Raw genomic sequence first — 16,389 nt, 5'->3', positions numbered from 1 at the left:
CATGACAGATACAACAGTTGATTACCTGCCCTGGCGTGACACCTCCCGGACCGCCCGCGAGCGCGCCGCCCTGCTGGCAGCACAGATGACCAGGCAGGAAAAAGTGGCCCAGCTCTTTGGCGTCTGGGTGGGTGCCTCCAGCGAGGGCGGCCAGGTTGCCCCGCACCAGCACGACATGAAGGAACCGGTCCCCCTGGAGAACCTGCTCCCTTCCGGGCTGGGCCAGCTCACCCGCCCCTTCGGTACGCACCCGGTGGATGCCGGGATGGGTGCCCTTTCCCTGATGCGCACCCAGCAGCGGATCGCCGGAGCCAACCGGTTCGGCATCCCTGCCATGGCGCATGAGGAGTGCCTGGCCGGATTCGCGGCCTGGGGCGCTACGGCCTACCCGGTTCCGCTGTCCTGGGGCGCCACCTTCAACCCTGAGCTGATTGCCCGGGTGGGCGCAGCCATCGGCGCGGACATGCGTTCCGTCGGGGTGCACCAGGGGTTGGCTCCGGTGCTCGACGTCGTCCGCGACGCACGCTGGGGACGGGTAGAGGAGACCATCGGCGAGGACCCGTACCTCGTGGGGAGCATCGCCTCCGCCTACATCCGCGGCCTGGAAGGTGCAGGCGTGGTGGCCACGCTGAAACACTTTGTGGGCTACTCGGCTTCCAAGGCCGGCCGCAACCTGGCGCCCGTCTCGGTAGGTGTCCGCGAGCGCGCCGACGTGCTGCTGCCGCCTTTTGAAATGGCGGTCCGGGAATCCGGTGTCCGTTCGGTGATGCACGCCTATACCGACGTCGACGGCGTCCCCTCCGCTGCGGACCGGGACCTGCTCACCGGCCTGCTGCGCGAGACCTGGGGATTTGAAGGCACCGTGGTGGCCGACTACTTCGGAGTGGGTTTCCTTAAAGAGCTGCACCGGGTGGCCGGCACCATGGGTGAGGCCGCCGCGGCGGCACTGACCGCAGGGGTCGACGTCGAACTGCCCACCGTGGACGCCTTCGGCGAGCCGCTGCTGGCGGAACTGGAGGCCGGCCGGCTGGACGAGTCCGTGATCGATACCGCGGTGCAGCGGGTGCTGGAGCAGAAGATCCAGCTCGGGCTGCTGGACGCGGACTGGTCACCGGTTCCGCCCGCCCTGGCCGGCATACCCGGGCTGGGCCTGGACGGCGGCCCGGTGGACAGCGCCCCGGACGGCGCCCCAGCGGTCAGCGTAGCCGGATCCGTAAACCTGGACGGACCGGAAAACCGTGCCCTGGCCGCCGAAGTGGCCGAACAGGCCCTGGTCCTGACCGCCAACAACGGCATTCTGCCGCTGGCAGCACCGGGACGGATCGCCGTCGTCGGGCCCAATGGAGATAATCCGATGGCGTTCCTGGGCTGCTACTCCTTCCCCGCACATGTGGGGGTGCAGCATCCGGAGGTGGCCGCCGGCATCGAACTGCCCACGGTGGCCGCCGCACTGCGCACCGATTTCCCGGACAGCATGATCACCGTCGCCGAAGGCTGCAGCGTGGACGGACGCGCCACGGACGGATTCGACGCCGCCGTGGCCGCGGCCGGGGATGCGGACGTGGTGGTGGCGGTGCTGGGCGACCGGTCCGGCCTGTTTGGCCGCGGTACCAGCGGCGAGGGGTGCGACACGGAATCGCTGGTGCTGCCCGGGGTGCAGCAGCAGCTGCTCGAGGCCCTGCTCGACACCGGCACCCCCGTGGTCTTGGTGCTGCTCACCGGACGGCCCTACGCCCTGGGCCGGGCGGCCACCGAGGCGGCGGCCATTGTGCAGGCCTTCTTCCCCGGAGAAGAGGGCGGACCGGCCGTGGCAGGCGTGCTCAGCGGACGGATTAATCCCAGCGGACGGCTGCCGGTCAGTGTGCCTGCCTCCCCCGGCGCGCAGCCCTCCACCTATCTGGCCGCTCCCCTGGCCCGGTCCAGCGACGTGTCGAGCATCGACCCCACCCCTGCTTTCCCGTTCGGGCACGGGATCGGGTACAGCACCTTCGCCTGGTCCGATGCTGCACTGGACGGTCCTGCGGAGTTCGGCGTCGACGGCGAAACAGCGGTCTCCGTGACCGTCACCAATACCTCCGGGCGCGACGGTACGGAGATAGTCCAGCTGTACCTGCACGATCCGGTGGCCTCGGTGGTCCGCCCGGAGCACCGGCTGACGGGGTTCGCCCGGGTGCCGCTGGCCGCCGGGGCTTCCGCGCGGGTGAGCTTTGCCGTGCCGGCGGACGTTGCGTCCTTCACCGGCCGGAACGGGGTGCGGATTGTGGAACCCGGTGAATTGGAGTTGCGGCTGGGCGCCTCCAGCACTGATATCCGTGCAACGGCCGGTGTTACCCTGACCGGTATCGTGCGGGAGGTGGACCACACCAGGCGGCTGCATTGCCCGGCGGAGGTAAGCCCGCTGGACTGAGCAGCATGGATTGAGCCGCATGGATTGAGCAGCACCGGTCCGCACCGCCTGCAAACCTACGACACCCGGGAGCCGCATGTATTACGATCTGCCGGCCGAAGAACTTGCCACCTACCGCGGCAGCACCAGCGCTCCGGAGGACCTGGACCGGTTCTGGGCGGACACCCTGGACCAGGCGCAGGCACACCCCTTGGCAGTGGAGGTCACCCCCTTCCCCAGCGGATTGCGGACGGTTGAGGTCTACGACGTGGTGTTCCCGGGCTTCGCCGGTGACCCGATCCGGGCCTGGCTGCGGCTGCCCGCCCGGAGCATCCGCGGCGACGGCCCGCTGCCGGGCGTGGTGCAGTTTGTGGGCTACGGCGGCGGCCGGGGCGACGCACACGAGAGCCTGTTCTGGGCTTCGGCCGGCTTCGCGCACCTGCAGATGGACACCCGCGGGCAGGGTGCCGGCTGGAGCACGGGCACGACGCCGGATGCCGCCGGCAGTGCCGGTCCCCAGGTTCCGGGGGTGATGACCCGCGGGGTGCTCGATCCGCAGACGTATTACTACCGCCGGCTGATCACCGATGCCGTCCGGGCGGTGGAGGCCATGCGTTCACTTGCGGGCAGGGGTCTGGCGCCGGTGGATCCGGATCGGGTGGCGGTGCTGGGGATGAGCCAGGGCGGCGGGCTGGCTCTGGCGGCTGCCGCCCTGGACCCGGAGGTGGCCGCCGTCGTCGCCCTGGTCCCGTTCCTTTCGGACTTTCCGCGGGCGCTGACCGTTACCGATGCCTACCCGTACCGGGAAATCACCGATTTCCTGTCCATGCAGCGCGGGACGGCGCAGCAGGTGATGCAGACGCTGCGCTATTTCGACGTCGTGAACCTGGTGCCGCGCGCCTCCGCACCGGCGCTGTTCGCGGTGGGCCTGATGGATACCACCACTCCCCCGTCCACGGTGTACGCCGCCTACAACACCTATGCCGGCCCAAAGGAACTCTCTGTCTGGCCCTTCAACCAGCATGAGGCCGGGGGCAGTCAGGATGAGCTCGCCGCGCTGGCGTTCCTGCGCAAGCAGTTCGGGGAGGGCTAGCTCTCCGCACCGGCGTTGTTCCCGGCGGGATTGTCAGCGGTGAAGAGCTGGCAGGTCTTGTTGTAGTACCGGTCGGTGGTGCCCTGCGCCTGGAGCCCGATTTTCCCGCAGACCCGCATCGACGCCGTGTTGGCGGGATTGGTTACTGCCACAATGCGGGGAAGGCCGGCGTCGAACCCATGCTGCAGAAGGGCGGCTGCAGCCTCCGGCGCATAGCCCCGCCCCCAGAAGTCCGGGTGGAAGTGCCAGCCGATTTCAATGTCGCCCGACTCTTGCGGTTCCGGGCCCGACGCCGGAATGGGCTTGAGCAGGAGCGTGCCGGTGAGCTGCCCGGCGACGTTGTCCTCCGCCGCCTTCTCCTGCACGGCCCAAATGCCGCAGGTTCCGTCGTCCCGGCGGGCCCACGCCTCGATGAGCGCAACTGCCTCGGTCCGGTCCTTCATCAGCTTCGGGGGGTGGCCGCTGATATAGCGCTGCACGTCCATCCGGGAGTACAGGTCGAGGACAAAGTCGGCGTCGTCGGCGGTGAACGGGCGCAGGGTCAGCCGGTCGGTCTCGAGGGCGCGCATTCGGGCAGTCTATGGTCGCTGCGGATGCACGGCAAGGCTGGCGCCGGCGTCGGCTGAAAGAAGAGGTCAGGGACTCGAGTGCAACCGCCGCTGAAAGGAGCTGGCCGTAATCATGACGCTGTCGGGATGCCGGTGCGCCACGCTGACATGCCCCGGGGTGTCCCTGTACTCCAGCACGCGCACACGCTCGTTTTCAAACACCACGGCGTAGTGGTCTGGATTGGACTCCACTGGATCCTGGGCCATAGGCACAATGCTAGAGCCGTGCCCACCCCCGCAACAGGGGCTGCGGGTCAGGCCGCAGCGATGCCGAAGCCCAGCCGGTGCTCCTCCCCCGGAGCCAGCACAATCAGGCCCTCCCCGGAATTGAAGGCATCCGGCGGGCAGGTCATCGGTTCAACGGCCGCACCCCGGCGGCCCATCTGCTCCCCGGAGTAAACCTGGAGCCAGGGCGCGTCCTTGCCGTTGGCGGACAGCACCGACCCGATCCCGGTTTCGGGATCCGTCAGGCGGACCTGCCATTCGCCGTCGGGCAGGCCCGCATACGCGTGGTCCGCAGTGCGGGCGCCGATGGGTTCCGCAGCCGTAAAGGCCAGCGCGGTGCCTTTCACGTCCTGCAGCTCGGACAGGTCCAGGGGCCGGCCGGACTGTTCCAGGGTGCCGAGCACCTGCGCGGCAGGCACCTCCAGCACACACCGGTCCACCGGCACCAAATCCGCGGTGAGGTACGGATGTGCGGAGACACCGTACGGCGCAGCCGAAGTCCCGGCATTGCGGGCGGCCAGTTCCACGCTCAGCCCGGCGCCGGCGTCGAGCGCGTACACCGCTTCGAGTTCCAGGGTGAAGGGATAGCCCGGCTGGCCCATCAGCCGGTGCCGCAGCACCACGCGGTCGGCAGCGGCCTCAGCTACCTGCCATTCGTCCCAGCACACCAGCCCGTGCAGGGCCATTCCGGTTTCAGGTTCGTTGACGGGCACCTGGTAGTCGGAGCCCTCAAAGGAGTAGCGTCCGCCAACGATTCGGTTGGGCCAGGGCATAAGCACCTTGCCGGTGTAGGCGTGCGGCACGGTGTCCTCGGGCAGCGGCAACACCAGATGCCGGCCGTCCCGGGTCAGCGCGGCCAGTGTGGCGCCAACCGGGTAGATGGTGGCGCGGTAGGAACCGGCCGCCAGCTCGATGGGGCTGCCGTTGGGACCTGTGCCGTGGAAACCGGTGTTCGTCATGGGCACGAGCCTACCGCGTGGCCGGAAGCGTAGGAGTGACAGCGGCCTGCCGGTAGCGGGCCAACACTTCCGGCGCCGGATCGGCCGCCACCACGGTGGACGTGCCGTCGTTCCAGGCCGGCCAGTCCCCGGTGAGGACCGCGGCCGCCTGCCGCGCGGCGCCGTCGGCCACGTATTCCCCCGGCCGGGGCACGGTGACGGGCAGGCCAAACACCGCGGCGATGGACTGCTGCACCGCCTCGGACCGGGCGGCTCCGCCCACCAGGATCACCCGCTGCGCATCCACGCCGGTGTCCTTCAGCGCGGCGAACCCGTCCGCCAGCGAACAGCCAATGCCCTCGACTGCGGCGCGGGCCAGGTTCGCGGGAGTGAAATTGGCCAGCGTTACCCCGTGCAGGGAACCGGTCGCATCCGGCAGGTTGGGTGTCCGCTCGCCCTCGAAGTACGGCACCAGCACCAGGCCCTGCGCTCCGGCGGGAGCGGAGAGGGCCAGACGGGTCAGTTCATGCAAGTCGACGCCGAGCATCGCCGCGGTGGCATCCAGCACCCGGGAGGCGTTCAGCGTGCAGGCCAGCGGCAGGTAGTGCCCGGTGGCGTCAGCGAATCCGGCCACCAGGCCGGTGGCGTCCGACGTCGGCGCGTCGGCGACGGCGAACACAGTACCGGAAGTGCCGATGGAGACCACTACGTCCCCCACCCCGGCGGCAACGCCCAGCCCGGCGGCCGCGTTGTCCCCCGCGCCGGGCCCGATCAGGGCTCCGGACGGCGTGCGCCCGGCAGCTTCCAGCGGCCCGAGCAAACGCGGCAGCAGCGGCACATGGCCCAGGACCTGCTTCAGGACCTCCGGCAGGTACTCGCCGTTCGCCGGGGACCAGTAACCGGTGCCGGAGGCGTCGGACCGGTCGGTGGTGAGGGCGGCCAGGCCCTCGGCGCCGCTGCCCGGCCCGTATCCGGCCAGCCGCCAGCTCAGCCAGTCGTGCGGCAGGCACACCGCGGCGGTGCGGGCGGCGTTGTCCGGTTCGTTCTCCGCCAGCCAGCGCAGTTTCGCGGCGGTAAAGGCGGCCACAGGAACCGATCCGGTGCTGTCCGCCCAGTAGCGCGCGCCGTCCGGGCCGGCGTCGGCCACCATTTGTTCAGCCGCTCCCGCAGAACGGACGTCGTTCCAGAGCAGGGCCGGGCGGACCACGGCCCCGGTCTCGTCCAGGCAGACCATGCCGTGCTGCTGCCCGCCCACGGACACCGCGGCCACGTCCGCCAGACCTCCGGCAGCGGCAAGCGCCTCCTGCAGAGCGGTCCACCATGCTTCGGGGTCCACCTCGGTGCCGGCGGGATGGCGTGCAGTGCCCTCGCGCAGCAGGGCGCCGCTCTGCGCATCGCGGATGACTACCTTGCAGGACTGGGTGGAGCTGTCGACTCCGGCGACGAGGGGCATGCCCGGCCTTTCAACAGGTGCTGCCGCCGGCTCCCCCCAGAGGGCCGGCGGCAGCACGGATGGACGTACTGTTCCGTGTGTGTTTCCGGTTTGGCCCGAAAGCCTAGCGGGCACCCATCAGGTGTTCCAGTGCCAACTGGTTCAGCTTCACGAACCCGAAGTCGCGCTCCGCAGCCGCGGCGGCGTCGAAGTCCTCGAAAGCGGAGGCATCCTGCAGCAGGTCCGTGACGGTTTCCCCGGCGGCCAGCGTGGGCTGCGCCAGTTCACCGATCCCGGCGTACTGCAGGGCTTCCTGCACCTCGGGGTCGGCCCGGAAAGCGGTGGCGCGTTCCTTGAGCAGCAGGTACATGTCCATGTTGGCCTTGGCCGATTCCCACACTCCGGGGTACCCCTCGGTGCGCGAGGGCTTGTAGTCGAAGTGGCGCGGGCCCTCGTAGCGCGGGCCGCCGTTGGGGAACCCGTTTTCCAGCAGGTCCACCGTGAAGAAGGCGCTGGTGAGGTCGCCGTGGCCGAAGACCAGGTCCTGGTCGAACTTGATGGACTTCTGCCCGTTGAGGTCAATGTGGAACAGCTTGCCGGACCACAGGGCCTGGGCGATGCCGTGGGTGAAGTTCAGCCCGGCCATCTGCTCGTGCCCCGTCTCCGGGTTCAGGCCAACAATGTCGCCGTTCTCCAGCTGGGCAATGAACGCCAGCGCGTGGCCGATGGTCGGCAGGAAAATGTCGCCGCGCGGTTCGTTGGGCTTGGGCTCAATGGCCAGGCGCAGGCCGTAGCCCTTTTCCTTCACGTAGCCAGCTACCGTGTCCACGCCTTCCTTCATCCGCTCAAACGCCGCGGCGAAGTCCTTGGACCCGTCGTATTCGCTGCCTTCCCGGCCGCCCCACATCACGAAGGTCTCCGCACCGAGTTCGGCGGCCAGGTCAATGTTGCGCAGCACCTTGCGCAGCGCGAAGCGGCGCACGGACCGGTCATTGGAGGTGAAGCCGCCGTCCTTGAAGACCGGATGGGTGAACAGGTTGGTGGTCACCATGGGCGCCTTTAGGCCGGTTTCGGCCAGGGCGTTGGTGAAGTTCTTCAGGATCAGGTCCCGTTCCTGCGCAGAGGCATCGAACGGCACCAGGTCATTGTCGTGGAAGGTCACCCCGTAGGCGCCCAGTTCGGCGAGCTTATGCATGCCTTCGATGGGATCCAGGTTGGCGCGGGTGGGAGTGCCGAAGGGGTCCGTTCCGGTCCAGCCGATGGTCCACAGGCCGAAGGTAAAACGGTCAGAAGGCGATGGCGTCATTGTCACGTTAGCTCCAGGTCGCAAGAATTAGTTGGTAGCCACAACATATTCCGGCGAAGCGGGGGTGTCAACGGTTTCAGCGGGTACGCTGAAAGCGGCAGCCGGGCCCCAGCAGGGGCTGGCAGGCTGGTACACGGGCAGCTTCACGGGCAGTTTCACGGGCAGGGGGATCGGCGGCATGGCCGGCAGGAACAGCAAGACCACGGGCAGTGCGCAGCCGGCACCGGCCGGAGGCGGGACCGACAGCCTGCGGGCAACTAACCTGTCCCGGGTGCTGACCCTGCTGCACCGGCACGGACCGCTGTCCCGGGCCGAGCTAACCCGCCGGACCGGTTTCAACCGCTCCACCGTGGGCGCCTTGGCCGGGGAACTGGCCGCCATGGGTTTGGCGTATGAAACCAATCCGCCCGCCGGACGGGTGGGGCGGCCCAGCCCCCTGGTGCACCCCAATGAGCAGGTGGCAGCCGTGGCGGTCCATCCCGACGTCGACGCCGTCACCGTGGGGTTGGTGGGCCTTGGCGGGCGCGTGCACCGGCGAATCCGCTGCGAAACACCCGCCGCCCCCGGCGTCCCGGACACTGTGGAGCTCACCCGTGCCGCCCTTGCCGCAATGTCCGGCGAGCTGGAAACCCTGGACCGGATTGTGGGGGTGGGCGTAGCCGTTCCCGGGCTCACCCGCACCACCGACGGCCTGGTGCTGCTGGCTCCGCACCTGGGCTGGCGGAACGAACCGCTGGCCGCACCGCTGGCGGAAGCCCTGGACCTGCCGGTCTTCGCCGGCAACGACGCCACGCTGGCCTCCGTGGCCGAAAGCCTATTCGGCGCCGCCGTCGACGCCGGTAACGCCGTGTACCTCAACGGCAGCGCCAGCGGCATCGGCGGCGGAATCATCGCGGCCGGCGAACCCCTGCGCGGAGCCGACGGATACGCCGGCGAACTGGGCCACACCATGGTCCGCAGCAACGGGGCACTGTGCCACTGCGGCCGGCGCGGCTGCCTGGAAACGGAAGTGAACCTGCCCCGCCTGCTGGCGGCGCTGGGTCTGGAACGCGCGGACCAGGACACGTTGGATGCCGCCATGGCCGAACCCCGTTCCGCCGCAGTCCGGGCCGAAGCGGACCGGCAGCTGGACCACCTCGCCGTGGCGCTGACCAACTTCGTGAACATCTTCAACCCGGAGACCATAGTGCTCGGCGGTTTCCTGGGCACGCTGTTTGCCTGCAACCCGGAGCGGCTGCAGGGCTCCGTGGCCGGCGACGCCATCGCCGGCCTGGGCGGGCGGGTGCAGCTGCGCCGAGCGGCCCTGCGCTCGGAGCTGCTGCTGGTGGGCGCCGCAGAGCTGGTGTTCGCACCACTGTTGGCCGCGCCGTCGGCGGACCCGGCGAACGGCGCCGCCGCGCTCTCCGACGTCGAGGCTAGCTGAACCGTTCCGCAGGCACCGAAAGGGCCGCTGGGCGGCCTTTGCTGCCGCCGCGGCCGGCGCCGGCCATTCGGTGGTGGCTCCGTAGCTGCCCCGGGTAACGGAGCGATGGTGCGGTTAGCCCGCGGCAGCTACGAGTTCTATTTCCACCTGCGCGCCTTTGGGCAGTGCGGCTACCGCGTAAGCGGCGCGCGCCGGCAGCACCTCCCCGTGAAAGAACCGCGAGTAGACCTCATTGACGGCCGCGAAGTCATTGATGTCGGCAAGCAGGACGGTGGTCTTCACGACCTTGTCCAGGCTTGTCCCGGCGGCGCCAAGGATCGCCTCGATGTTTCGCAGGGATTGCTCGGCCTGCTCCGCGGCCGTGCTGCCGGTCAGCTCACCGGTGACCGGGTCAAGAGGCAGCTGCCCGCTGACAAACACCAGTCCGCCGGCACGGACTGCCTGCGAGTATGGTCCGATGGCCGCCGGGGCCGCCGACGTCGAAACGGCCGTCAGCGTGGACAGCGGCGCCTGTGTATCCGTCATGATGTGCCTTTCAAAATGGTTGCAGCTGTGTCAACGGCCGCTTCCGTAGTGGTGGCGTGCACCGACAGCCGGATGCGGGTACTGCCGTGCAGCGTCGCGGTGATGCCTGCTTCCGCGAGCCGTTCATGCATCGCCGGGGCGCTGCCGTCGCTGAATTCTGCTACCACAATGCCCGCGCGGTCCTCCCGGGCACGCGGCGAGGCAACGGAGACGCGGGCCTCGTCGAGCCGATCAATGAAGTAGTCCATGCGCTCCGCAATGGCTGCTTCGATGGCTTCGACTCCGGCGGACTCGGCCAGTTCAAGGGCGGCAGACAGGGCGCCCGATGCGAACGGTGAACCGTTGGTGACCGAGAGTCTGGCAGCACCGTCCAGCGGCGGGTGCTGCACACCGTCATAATTGGTGGGCTGGTTGACTGCGGTCCAGCCTCCAAGCGTGTTGCCGAGCCGTTCCAATGCGCGATCGGACAAAGCCATGAACCCACAGCCCCAACCTGCCCGCATCCATTTCTGGCCGCCCGCCACCAGCACATCGGCAGCGTCCCAGGGCAACTCAATGGCGCCGAATCCCTGGATTCCATCCACCACCAGCAAACGGTCGCCCACGGCCTCCCGGATGCCGGCAAGGTCCGCCCGGTATCCGGTCCGGAAGTCGACAGCGCTCACGGAAACCGCGACGGTCGACTCGGTAAGGGCCGCACGTACGCGCTCGGGGGTCACCGGCGCCAGGGGGCATCCGTTCTCCGGCAGCGTGCGTACCTGGAGCAGCCCGGCGTCGCGTGCCCGCCACCAGGGATAGAGGTTGGCGGGGAATTCCGCCGAGGACACCAGCACCTCGCCGCCCGACACCCCGAAGGCCGCCTGAAACAGTCCGTGCGAGGTGCTCGGCACCAGCCCCACATTCTGCGGGGCGAAGCCGGACAGGCGTGCTGCCGCGCCGGTGGCCCGCCTGTCCATGGCATGCAGGTACTGCCCCGAGTCCGCCCCGCTGTGCGCGAGCTCCAGTAGCCGAGCGGTTTCCGAGACCACCGGGGATGACGGCGGTCCGTAACTGGCGAAGTTAAGGTATCCCTCGGGAGCGCCGAAGGCCCCAACATAGGCAGCGGGAATGGCCGTCATGCCAGGACCCGCTGCAGGAACTGCTGGGTCCGCGCTTCACGCGGCGTTTCCAGCACCTGCGAGACCGGGCCCTGCTCGACAATCGCGCCGTCGGCCATAAAGACCACCCGGTCGGCAACCTGGCGGGCAAAGCCGATTTCATGCGTGACCACCAGCATGGTCATACCGTCGCGGGCCAGATCCGTCATCACGGTCAGGACCTCCCCCACCAGCTCCGGATCGAGCGCGGAGGTCGGCTCATCAAAGAGCAGGAATAAGGGTTTCATGGCCACGGCCCGCGCAATGGCAACACGTTGGCGCTGGCCGCCGGAGAGCTGGCCCGGGTATTGGTCAGCCTTTTCCGCGAGTCCCATCCGTTCCAGGATGACGGTTGCTTCCGCCCGTGCCTGCCGAGCGGGCCGTTTCTGGACCCGGACAGGCCCTTCAATGACATTGCCCAGGACTGTCAGGTGAGGAAAAAGGTTGAAGTGCTGGAACACCATCCCCGTTTTTGCCCGCTGTCCGGAGAGGCGGCGCTCGGACAGTTCGTGGAGCCTGCCTCCGCGCAGCTCGAAACCCATTGGTTCCCCGCCCACCCAGACCTCGCCGGCATCGGGAACTTCCAGCCGGTTCAGGGCACGCAGGAAGGTTGACTTCCCGGCACCCGAGGGGCCGATGATGCAGACCACCTCACCCGGATACACCTGCAGCGAGACATCCTTCAGGACCTCGTGGTGCCCGTAGGACTTGGAAATGGAGCGCGCGTTGAGCACCGGCGCGGTCGAAACGTCCGGTGTCGCTGCAGCACTGTTCGTAGTGTTGTCGATCAAGGGGTGCTCCTGACAAGGGGTGCGCGGCCAACTTCGGCCGCGATCTTACGGCGCAGCAGGGCGGCTTTCGGCCTGCCGCCCGGGCTTCGGTCCTGCCGGTCGAAGGCACGTTCCAGGTAGAACTGTCCAACGCTGGCCACACTGACCACGACCATGTACCAAATGGCTGCGGCGATGAGTGTCTCCATGACCTGCAGGTTGAAGGAAGAGATGTTATTGGCTGCCTTGATGAGTTCCATGTAGCCGATGACGGAAGCCATGGCCGTGCCCTTGAGCATGTTGATGAAGTCATTGCCCGTGGGCGGAATGATGACCCGCATGGCCTGCGGCAGGACAATCCGGCTCATCCGCTGCGCCGGGGTCTCACCGATGGACTGAGCCGCCTCGATCTGGCCGCGGTCCACGCTCTTCAGCCCGGCACGGACAATCTCGGCCATATACGCACTCTCGTTGAGGGCCAGGCCTAGGAACGCCGCCACGAAGGTGGTCATGAGTGAATTGGTGCTCACATCCACGAGGGTCACGTCGGTGAACGGAATACCGATGGTTAGCCGCGGGAAGATCAGCGCGAGGTTGTACCAAAGCAGGATCTGCAGCAGAACGGGCAGGCCCCTGAAAAGCCAGGTGTAGCCGGCAGCGAAGGCAGAGGCCACCGGCATCTTGGAGATGCGCATCAGTGCGATCACCACGCCGATGACAATGGCCGAAACCTGGGCGACCACGGCCAGCACAATTGTGTTGACGAGCCCTTCCAGGATGACGGGCGATACCAGGTACGCGGGAATTGACCCGTAATCGATGTCGCCCTGCGCGGCAGCGCCGGCCAGGAGGACCAGCGCGGCCACGATCACCACGGCACTGACCCACCGGCCCCAGCGCTTCAGGTGTACCTGAGGCAGCAGCTCACCGTCAGCGGGTTGCACCACGGTGGTGTTGCTCATGGTTATTTGCCGCCGTTGACTGCGGCGGCGTCCACGGCGCCGTCGTCAACGCCCCAGGCGGCGAGGATGTCGGCGTAGGTGCCGTCTTCAATCAGGGCATCCAGCGCTCCTGCGAGGGCATCACGCAGTTCAGGGTTGTCCTTGTTCACTCCGATGCCGTACGGGGCACCGTCAATGACGTCGCCGGGAACAACTTCGAAGGCCTCGCCGTCCTTGGTCGTCTTCGAGATGTAGACGGCACTGGGCAGATCGTTGACGATGGCGTCAATGCGGCCGGTCCTCAGCTGCGTCTGGTTCTGGCTGTCACTGTCCGTTACGGAGATCTCGAGTGCTTTCTTTCCGTCCGCAACGCACTTGTCGCTGGTCGACTGCGCGAAGTCCTGCTGGCTGGTACCGGTCACGACGGCGATCTTCTTCCCGCACAGCGCATCGGGCCCGTCGATCCCTGCCGGGTTGCCCTTCTGGACCATGATCGTGATGCCGGAGGTCAGGTAGTCCACAAAGTCGATGGCTTGCTGGCGCTCCGCAGTGTCATTCATGGCAGCGATGGTGGCTTCCACCCGGCCGGACTGCAGGCTGGTGATCAGCGCCTGGAAGTCGAGGTTCTCGTACTTGACGTCGAGGCCAAGCTTCTTCGCCATGGCGGTGATCAGGTCATGGTCGTTGCCCACCACCGTGGAACCATCAGCAGCGTAGAAGTTGTTGGGTGCGGACTGGACGTAGGAGCCCACGGTGAGGACGCCATCGTCGGCAATCCCGGCCGGCAGGGCCGCTGCGAGGCTCTCATCCACAGTGACGGAGTCCAGGATCGCGGCCGTGTCCGGGATGACGGAGGCGGAGCCCGCGGCAGGATCGGCACTTTCGCCGCCTGCGGTGTCGGAGCCGCTGTCACCGCAGCCGGTGAGGAGCATGGCAAGGACAAGCCCGCTGGCAGCGGCACCCAGAGCTGTACGTGAGGAATTTCGAGGCATGGTGGTCAGCCCTTTCTGAGCAGGAGTCGTCCTCGAAAACTAATCCACAAATCTCACCATGACAATAGTTTCTCATCATGCAATTAATTTATTTACGCGACTGAAACACGGTTTCCGGTAGTAGGGTGGCTTCATTGCGCAGCGGGCACGGCCCGTGGGTACGCCGGCAGATTTCTCGAAAGGACGGGCCATTGCAGGAACCGATGCGAGCAACCCAGGTCGATTTGGCCCGGGAACTCCGCCCGGAGTTTGCCCCGTACCTGGGGATGATGGACTTCCTTGGCGCCCTGCTGGGACCCCGCAGCGAAATTGTGCTGCACGACACCACCGACCTCAACCGTTCCGTGGTCGCACTGACCAACGGATACGTCAGCGGACGCGCCCTCGGCGCCCCGGCCACCGATCTGGTCCTGAAAGTGCTCCGCAACGGCGAGCACCATGACACCGATTACTTCGCCAACTACCTCGCCGAGTCGGCCGCGGGCGGACGGTTCCGATCCTCCACCTTTTTTATCCGCGACAGTGAAGCGGCAGTGATCGGCCTGCTCTGCATAAACATTGACGACACAGCCCTCGTGGCTGCCCGCGATGCCCTGGACGCGCTGACCGCCACCGGAAGCATCCGCAAAGAGGCCGCCACCGCTCCGAACTCGACGCCTTCTCCCTACCCCCCTGCACCTATTGGTGCCGTAGCTGAACGCCTGAGTACGAGTGTTGAGGACCTCACCCTCGACAGCGTGTCGCGTCACGTTGCATCCCAGAATGTTCCGCCGCTTCGAATGACGTCGGACGAGAAGATGGCCATCGTGCGGGACCTCGACGAAGCCGGCACCTTCCTGCTCAAGGGCTCAGTAGCCAAGGCAGCTTCCGCCCTGCACGTCTCCGAACCCACGGTCTACCGCTACCTCAAGCAGGTCCGGCAGGAGGCCTGACCGCCGGCCCCTTCCCGCGGCCGGCGGTCCGGGCTCGGTGCCTCAGGGCACCAGCGTCGCGTACACCACGTAGTTGTCGTCGAATTCGCCGCTGGCTGCGTCAAATCCGTCGCAGGTGATCAGCCTCAGCTCCGCCGCCTCGGTGTTGCCGTACACCTCCAGGGTCGGAAAGTCCGCCTTCCCGTACTGCTCTCCGCGGTCCACGGTGAAAACCGCCGTGGAACCGTCCTCGCGGGCAACGTTGATGCGGTCCCCCGGGCGGAGGTCGCGCAGGCCGGCAAAGACGCCCGGGCCGCCGCCGGTGGCATTAACGTGTCCCAGCAGGACTGCCGGGCCGCGGTCGCCGGGCGCCGGCGAGCCTGTGTACCAACCCGCCGGTGAGCCCGGTGGTTCCGGGGGAACCTCAAGTGTGCCGTCATCGCGCAGCCCCAATGGCAGCAGCTGCGAGTTTGTTCCGATGGCCGGAATGGACAAGGAAACAGGGGCGGCAGCCGCAGGCTGCGCAGCGGGCGGGGCCGCCGTCGCAGTGGGCGGGGCCGCCGACCCAGCAGGCGGGGACACCGCCGGCGCAGCTGATTCAGGCGCCGGTGCCGGAAGGGCCGTGGACGCCGTGGACGCAGCCGGACTCCCGCCCTCCGGCATGGTGTTTCCCGCACAGCCGCCCAGCAGGAGGAGGGCGGCCGCCGCGCCGGTCAGCACGCGGCGGCCGTGTGCAGATACCTTCATGGCATCCGCTAGGCGCGCGCGCGGCGGCGGAGAACAGCTACCGCTGCACCGGCCAGCGCCAGGAAGCCAAATCCGGCGCCGGCGACGGCGGTGCCGGCAGCACCGTTGTCACTCTCCACTCCGGTATCAGCACCGCCGGCGGGCATGTCGGCCATCTGCGAGCCGACCAGCGTGCCGCAGGCGGCGGGCAGGGTTGCCGCTGCGGGCAGGGACGGGTCCAGGTCGGACATCTTCGCGGCCGCGGCCTCAGGCATCCGTGACGGGTCCACACCGTGCACCACAACCACCGCACTGCCGTCCTTGAGCGAGGCGGCCGTCTCCGGACTCAGTTCCAGGGTCCGCTCGTAGGTGTAGGCGGATCCGCCCGGGAAGCGTTCCACAGCCAGGGCGGAATCGGGGCTGCTGTCGCCCTCAGTAGTCAGCGAGGTACCGATGTGTCCGTAGAACGGGTGGCCTTCGGTGGTGTTCACCACGCCGTCGCCGTCTGTATCGGCGTCCGGCCCGGGGCAAACACCCTGGGCTGCGATGTGGATGTGCTGGGCATGCGGGAAGGGTCCGTCCATAAAGGTCTCGGCAGCACCGGACACGTTGACGGTGACCTTGGCTTCGGTTCCGTGGACCTCCACCATGGCTTGTCCCGTGGTGCCGGAATTGTTCATCGTGTTCAGTGTGGACTGGCTGGACCAGGAGTCCTCACCGTGGGCCATCGCCGGACCGGTGGACAGCGCCACGGCGCCCAGGGCCAGGGTAGGAACAGCAAGCAGACGCATCTTCTTATTCATGATCGTGTCCTTCGTGAGGTCGGGTGTGTGTAACAGCACAGGTTCGGAGCCGAGCCGCGAGCGGATGGGTCGCGGGAAGAAAAACCTGCAGAAGCTTCCCGGACCGCCCGTTCCCGCCGGACCCGTCCGTTCGGCGTCCGGCGGCGAACAGTACATATGGACAGACAGCGGATA

General features: G+C 67.9%; 16 protein-coding genes. 4 read left to right on the top strand and 12 right to left on the bottom strand.

Annotated features, from left to right (window positions below):
* The first annotated feature begins 1 nt into the window (after position 1).
* On the top strand, positions 2-2,407 hold the full coding sequence (locus LJ754_RS12500; RefSeq protein ID WP_227926847.1) for a beta-glucosidase family protein: 2,406 nt from the start codon (positions 2-4) through the stop codon (positions 2,405-2,407).
* 76 nt (positions 2,408-2,483) lie between these two features.
* On the top strand, positions 2,484-3,479 hold the full coding sequence (locus LJ754_RS12495; RefSeq protein WP_227926846.1) for an acetylxylan esterase: 996 nt from the start codon (positions 2,484-2,486) through the stop codon (positions 3,477-3,479).
* Here the strand turns inward: LJ754_RS12495 and LJ754_RS12490 are convergent.
* From LJ754_RS12490 to xylA, 5 genes are all read right to left on the bottom strand, one after another.
* The gene (locus LJ754_RS12490) at positions 3,476-4,048 is read right to left on the bottom strand and encodes a GNAT family N-acetyltransferase (protein ID WP_227926845.1); all 573 of its coding nucleotides are present in this window, start codon (positions 4,046-4,048) and stop codon (positions 3,476-3,478) included. The two genes, LJ754_RS12495 and LJ754_RS12490, sit on opposite strands and share 4 nt — an antisense overlap.
* Positions 4,049-4,114: 66 nt before the next feature.
* Complete coding sequence (locus tag LJ754_RS12485) at positions 4,115-4,294, bottom strand: hypothetical protein (RefSeq protein ID WP_227926844.1); 180 nt, start codon at positions 4,292-4,294, stop codon at positions 4,115-4,117.
* 47 nt (positions 4,295-4,341) lie between these two features.
* Complete coding sequence (locus tag LJ754_RS12480; RefSeq protein WP_227926843.1) at positions 4,342-5,271, bottom strand: aldose-1-epimerase; 930 nt, start codon at positions 5,269-5,271, stop codon at positions 4,342-4,344.
* Positions 5,272-5,281: 10 nt separating this feature from the next.
* A complete protein-coding gene (xylB, locus tag LJ754_RS12475; RefSeq protein ID WP_227926842.1) occupies positions 5,282-6,703 on the bottom strand; it encodes a xylulokinase in 1,422 nt (473 codons plus the stop codon).
* Positions 6,704-6,806: 103 nt separating this feature from the next.
* Positions 6,807-7,988, bottom strand: a complete 1,182-nt coding sequence (xylA, locus tag LJ754_RS12470; protein WP_231706310.1) for a xylose isomerase — start codon at positions 7,986-7,988, stop codon at positions 6,807-6,809.
* Between the two features lie 31 nt (positions 7,989-8,019).
* Here xylA and LJ754_RS12465 point away from each other — a divergent pair, with 31 nt between their 5' ends.
* Positions 8,020-9,411: an ROK family transcriptional regulator gene (locus tag LJ754_RS12465; RefSeq protein WP_227926841.1), complete on the top strand. Its 1,392-nt coding sequence runs from the start codon at positions 8,020-8,022 to the stop codon at positions 9,409-9,411.
* A gap of 114 nt (positions 9,412-9,525) precedes the next feature.
* On the opposite strand, the gene LJ754_RS12460 is transcribed toward LJ754_RS12465, so the two are convergent.
* The 5 genes from LJ754_RS12460 to LJ754_RS12440 are packed head-to-tail and all read right to left on the bottom strand — an operon-like array spanning position 9,526 to position 13,775.
* Positions 9,526-9,936 carry a Rid family detoxifying hydrolase gene (locus tag LJ754_RS12460; RefSeq protein ID WP_227926840.1) on the bottom strand — a complete coding sequence of 137 codons (411 nt, stop codon included), beginning with the start codon at positions 9,934-9,936 and terminating at the stop codon, positions 9,526-9,528.
* Complete coding sequence (locus LJ754_RS12455) at positions 9,933-11,054, bottom strand: aminotransferase class V-fold PLP-dependent enzyme (RefSeq protein ID WP_227926839.1); 1,122 nt, start codon at positions 11,052-11,054, stop codon at positions 9,933-9,935. The genes LJ754_RS12460 and LJ754_RS12455 overlap by 4 nt, the downstream gene beginning before the upstream one ends.
* Positions 11,051-11,860 (bottom strand): amino acid ABC transporter ATP-binding protein, encoded by an 810-nt coding sequence (locus LJ754_RS12450; RefSeq protein ID WP_442860328.1) that lies wholly within the window; start codon positions 11,858-11,860, stop codon positions 11,051-11,053. Before LJ754_RS12450 ends, LJ754_RS12455 begins: the two co-directional genes overlap by 4 nt.
* On the bottom strand, positions 11,860-12,804 hold the full coding sequence (locus LJ754_RS12445; protein WP_227926838.1) for an amino acid ABC transporter permease: 945 nt from the start codon (positions 12,802-12,804) through the stop codon (positions 11,860-11,862). The genes LJ754_RS12450 and LJ754_RS12445 overlap by 1 nt, the downstream gene beginning before the upstream one ends.
* A 2-nt stretch (positions 12,805-12,806) precedes the next feature.
* Positions 12,807-13,775 carry an ABC transporter substrate-binding protein gene (locus LJ754_RS12440; protein WP_227926837.1) on the bottom strand — a complete coding sequence of 323 codons (969 nt, stop codon included), beginning with the start codon at positions 13,773-13,775 and terminating at the stop codon, positions 12,807-12,809.
* Between the two features lie 203 nt (positions 13,776-13,978).
* Between LJ754_RS12440 and LJ754_RS12435 the strand changes: the two genes are divergently transcribed.
* Positions 13,979-14,707 carry a helix-turn-helix transcriptional regulator gene (locus LJ754_RS12435; RefSeq protein ID WP_227926836.1) on the top strand — a complete coding sequence of 243 codons (729 nt, stop codon included), beginning with the start codon at positions 13,979-13,981 and terminating at the stop codon, positions 14,705-14,707.
* 42 nt (positions 14,708-14,749) lie between these two features.
* Here LJ754_RS12435 and LJ754_RS12430 read toward each other — a convergent pair whose 3' ends face one another.
* Both LJ754_RS12430 and LJ754_RS12425 read right to left on the bottom strand, forming a co-directional pair.
* The gene (locus tag LJ754_RS12430; protein ID WP_227926835.1) at positions 14,750-15,433 is read right to left on the bottom strand and encodes a class F sortase; all 684 of its coding nucleotides are present in this window, start codon (positions 15,431-15,433) and stop codon (positions 14,750-14,752) included.
* An 8-nt stretch (positions 15,434-15,441) separates the two neighbouring features.
* On the bottom strand, positions 15,442-16,215 hold the full coding sequence (locus LJ754_RS12425; RefSeq protein WP_227926834.1) for a hypothetical protein: 774 nt from the start codon (positions 16,213-16,215) through the stop codon (positions 15,442-15,444).
* Positions 16,216-16,389 lie beyond the last annotated feature (174 nt).

Origin of the sequence: Arthrobacter sp. zg-Y40 (genome assembly GCF_020731535.1) — a bacterium.
Lineage (GTDB): Bacteria > Actinomycetota > Actinomycetes > Actinomycetales > Micrococcaceae > Arthrobacter_B.
This window is presented reverse-complemented; position numbering and strand designations above follow the sequence as displayed.

Coding starts and splice junctions, on each gene's coding strand:
- LJ754_RS12500 (WP_227926847.1), top strand. CDS start 2: ATGACAGATACAACAGTTGATTACCTGCCCTGGCGTGACACCTCCCGG.
- LJ754_RS12495 (WP_227926846.1), top strand. CDS start 2,484: ATGTATTACGATCTGCCGGCCGAAGAACTTGCCACCTACCGCGGCAGC.
- LJ754_RS12490 (WP_227926845.1), bottom strand. CDS start 4,048: ATGCGCGCCCTCGAGACCGACCGGCTGACCCTGCGCCCGTTCACCGCC.
- LJ754_RS12485 (WP_227926844.1), bottom strand. CDS start 4,294: ATGGCCCAGGATCCAGTGGAGTCCAATCCAGACCACTACGCCGTGGTG.
- LJ754_RS12480 (WP_227926843.1), bottom strand. CDS start 5,271: ATGACGAACACCGGTTTCCACGGCACAGGTCCCAACGGCAGCCCCATC.
- xylB (WP_227926842.1), bottom strand. CDS start 6,703: ATGCCCCTCGTCGCCGGAGTCGACAGCTCCACCCAGTCCTGCAAGGTA.
- xylA (WP_231706310.1), bottom strand. CDS start 7,988: ATGACGCCATCGCCTTCTGACCGTTTTACCTTCGGCCTGTGGACCATC.
- LJ754_RS12460 (WP_227926840.1), bottom strand. CDS start 9,936: ATGACGGATACACAGGCGCCGCTGTCCACGCTGACGGCCGTTTCGACG.
- LJ754_RS12455 (WP_227926839.1), bottom strand. CDS start 11,054: ATGACGGCCATTCCCGCTGCCTATGTTGGGGCCTTCGGCGCTCCCGAG.
- LJ754_RS12445 (WP_227926838.1), bottom strand. CDS start 12,804: ATGAGCAACACCACCGTGGTGCAACCCGCTGACGGTGAGCTGCTGCCT.
- LJ754_RS12440 (WP_227926837.1), bottom strand. CDS start 13,775: ATGCCTCGAAATTCCTCACGTACAGCTCTGGGTGCCGCTGCCAGCGGG.
- LJ754_RS12435 (WP_227926836.1), top strand. CDS start 13,979: ATGCGAGCAACCCAGGTCGATTTGGCCCGGGAACTCCGCCCGGAGTTT.
- LJ754_RS12430 (WP_227926835.1), bottom strand. CDS start 15,433: ATGAAGGTATCTGCACACGGCCGCCGCGTGCTGACCGGCGCGGCGGCC.
- LJ754_RS12425 (WP_227926834.1), bottom strand. CDS start 16,215: ATGAATAAGAAGATGCGTCTGCTTGCTGTTCCTACCCTGGCCCTGGGC.